This window comes from Pseudomonas citronellolis, assembly GCF_029335315.1.
GTDB lineage: Bacteria > Pseudomonadota > Gammaproteobacteria > Pseudomonadales > Pseudomonadaceae > Pseudomonas > Pseudomonas citronellolis_A.
This window is the reverse complement of the sequence record NZ_JARJLT010000088.1, coordinates 1-2,462: the sequence shown is the minus strand read 5'-3', so window position 1 is coordinate 2,462 and position 2,462 is coordinate 1. Positions and strand designations below refer to the sequence as shown.

The 2,462-nt window shown below is 67.5% G+C and carries 4 protein-coding genes; 2 read left to right on the top strand and 2 right to left on the bottom strand.

The features are described from left to right. Window positions 1–524, bottom strand: a 524-nt coding sequence (locus P3W75_RS07685; RefSeq protein ID WP_276226771.1) for a DUF4347 domain-containing protein, incomplete at its 3' end; no start/stop codon positions are given. 289 nt (window positions 525–813) lie between these two features. Continuing rightward, a complete protein-coding gene (locus P3W75_RS07680; RefSeq protein WP_276226770.1) occupies window positions 814–1,281 on the bottom strand; it encodes a YbaK/EbsC family protein in 468 nt (155 codons plus the stop codon). Between the two features lie 254 nt (window positions 1,282–1,535). On the opposite strand from P3W75_RS07680, the gene P3W75_RS07675 reads away from it, so the two are divergent. Together P3W75_RS07675 and P3W75_RS07670 are read left to right on the top strand one after the other, a co-directional pair. After that, window positions 1,536–1,961 carry a YciI family protein gene (locus P3W75_RS07675; protein ID WP_276226769.1) on the top strand — a complete coding sequence of 142 codons (426 nt, stop codon included), beginning with the start codon at window positions 1,536–1,538 and terminating at the stop codon, window positions 1,959–1,961. Window positions 1,962–1,979: 18 nt separating this feature from the next. Continuing rightward, entirely contained in the window at window positions 1,980–2,393 is a 414-nt protein-coding gene (locus tag P3W75_RS07670) for a VOC family protein (RefSeq protein WP_276226768.1), read from the top strand. Window positions 2,394–2,462: the final 69 nt, after the last annotated feature.

Below are 2,462 nucleotides of genomic sequence, written 5' to 3'. Positions count from 1 at the left end.
CCGACGTCGCAGCCGTACAGCTGGATATCCGCGCCGGCGTTGAGCTCGGCCTGCCAGCCGCTGAGGGTGCCGCCGAACCGATCGAGGTTGGCCGCGGTGAAGGTCTGGTTGCCGAGGGTGAACTGGCCGGCGGCGCCGTGGGAGAAGATCTGGATCGAGTCGACCTTGCCCAGTTGCGCCAGGGTCGCGCTGATCGCCGCCAGGGCGTCCTGGCCGGCGTCCACCACCAGCGTGGTGACGTTGGCGCCGAGGTTGGCGGTGAGCTGCTCGCGGTTCTCCACGCGGCTGTCCAGCACCAGCAGGGTGCGGCCCTGGGCCGGGGCCTTGGCCGCGGCGGCCTGGGCGTCCGGGGTGCTCGCCGGGTGGCTGGCGTCGGCCTGGTCGGGCGTGCCGGCGTCGTGGTGCTGCTGGTCGGCCGCGGCCGAGGCGGCGGCGCCGTCGAAGAGAATCCTGGGTTCCAGGGCCAGGGCCTGGCCCCGGGGACGGAAGAGGGCGGCCAGGCGGTTCGCGTTCGGCATATCCATACGAATACCCACATCGGAAATCGGCGGTCGAAATCAACGCCCGTACTTCTAACGCGAGCATTTCATGGCCTTTATCCTAGCCACGATCAGCCAATTTGCTCAGATTTGTTACATCAATTACCTGATGGAGTTTCGAGGTTCGATAAATGCGCTGAATGGCGCGCTGGTCAGACGCGCCGCAGGCTCCGGGGCTGCCGGGGATGGCCGCTCTGGAACGGCATTCCTGGCGGTTCGGACAGGACTCGGAACGCGGGTGTAATCATTTGCTGACAGAGTGCCGCACGTCGCTTCAGGCGGGTTCCTGACAGACGTCCACCCAATCCGCCTCGACCAGCTCGGCCAGGCGTTGCGGGGCGATGCGCACGGCGCTGTGCAGCGCGCCGGCGGCCGGCAGCACTTCGTCGAAGGCGCGTAGCGATACGTCGCAGTACACCGGCAGCGGCGTGGCCAGGCCGAACGGGCAGACCCCGCCCACCGGGTGTCCGGTCAGCGCCACCACTTCCTCGGCGCCGAGCATCTTCGCCTTGCCGCCCAGGGCGTCCTTGAGCTTGCGGTTGTCCAGGCGGGCGTCGCCGCGGGCGACCACCAGCACGGTGCGCTCGCCGACCCGCAGCGACAGGGTCTTGGCGATGCGACCCGGTTCGACGCCGTGGGCCTCGGCGGCCAGGGCGACGGTGGCGGTGCTGGTGTCCAGTTCGATGATGGCGATCTCGGGGGCCTTCTCGGCGAAGTAGGCGCGAACCGATTCCAGGCTCATGGCGGAGCTCCTTGCACAGTGGTCTTTTCGGGAACCGGCCAATCTAGGGAATCGGCCTGCGGGCGTCCAGCCCGTGCGGGGCGTTCGTCGAGACGCCTTGTCCGCCGGCGATCCCTGGCTATCGTTTTCCCTGCGCCCGCCCGCCTGCTGCCGACGAACGGTTGTCCGGCTTGTCGAATCCATCGCCCGCGCTTCGACCATCTGGCAGAGCAGGGCAGCGGGCCCGCTCGAGCCCCAGACAAAGGAGAACCAGCATGCGCTTCATGGCGATAGTCAAGGCCACCGCCGATTCCGAGGCCGGCATCATGCCCTCGGAGGAACTGCTGACGGCCATGGGCAAATACAACGAGGAACTGGTCGCCGCCGGCGTGATGCTGGCGGGGGAAGGGCTGCACCCCAGCGTGAAGGGCGCGCGGGTGTGCTTCGACGGTGCCTCGCGTACGGTGGTCGACGGCCCCTTCGCCGAAACCCGCGAGCTGATCGCGGGTTTCTGGCTGCTGCAGTGCGACTCGCTGGAGGAATGCGTTAACTGGATAAAGCGCTGCCCGAACCCCTTCGACGGCCCGTCGCAGATCGAGATCCGCCAGGTCTTCGAGGCTGAGGACTTCGGCGCCGAATTCACCGCGGAACTACGCGAGCAGGAAGAACGCCTGCGCGCCCAGATCGCCGGCAAAGCCTGAGCCGACAGGAGATTTCACATGAAGATCCAAGCCTACCTGGTGTTCGACGGCAACTGCGAGGAAGCCTTCACCCGCTACGCCGAGGTGCTGCGCGGCAAGATCGCCATGCTGATGCGCTTCAGCGACGCCCCGGACATGGGCCAGATTCCGCCCGACGCGGCCAACCGCGTGATGCACGTGCGCCTGGAAGTGGGCGACCAGGTGCTGATGGCCTCGGACAATTGCCCGCCGATGCCTTTCGAGGGCACCAAGGGCGTATCGATTTCCCTGCAGGTGGACAGCAAGGCCGAGGCCCGGCGCATCTATGACGCCCTCAGCGAGGGCGGCCAGGTCACCATGGAGCTGCAGCAGACCTTCTGGGCGGCGGCCTTCGCCATGTTCACCGACCGCTTCGGGGTGCCCTGGATGGTCAACTGCGAGCAGGATCACTGATAGGCATATGCCTCCACCCCCCTAGGCGCGCGCCATGCGCGCGATCGCGGGTAGGAGGAGGCGCCGATG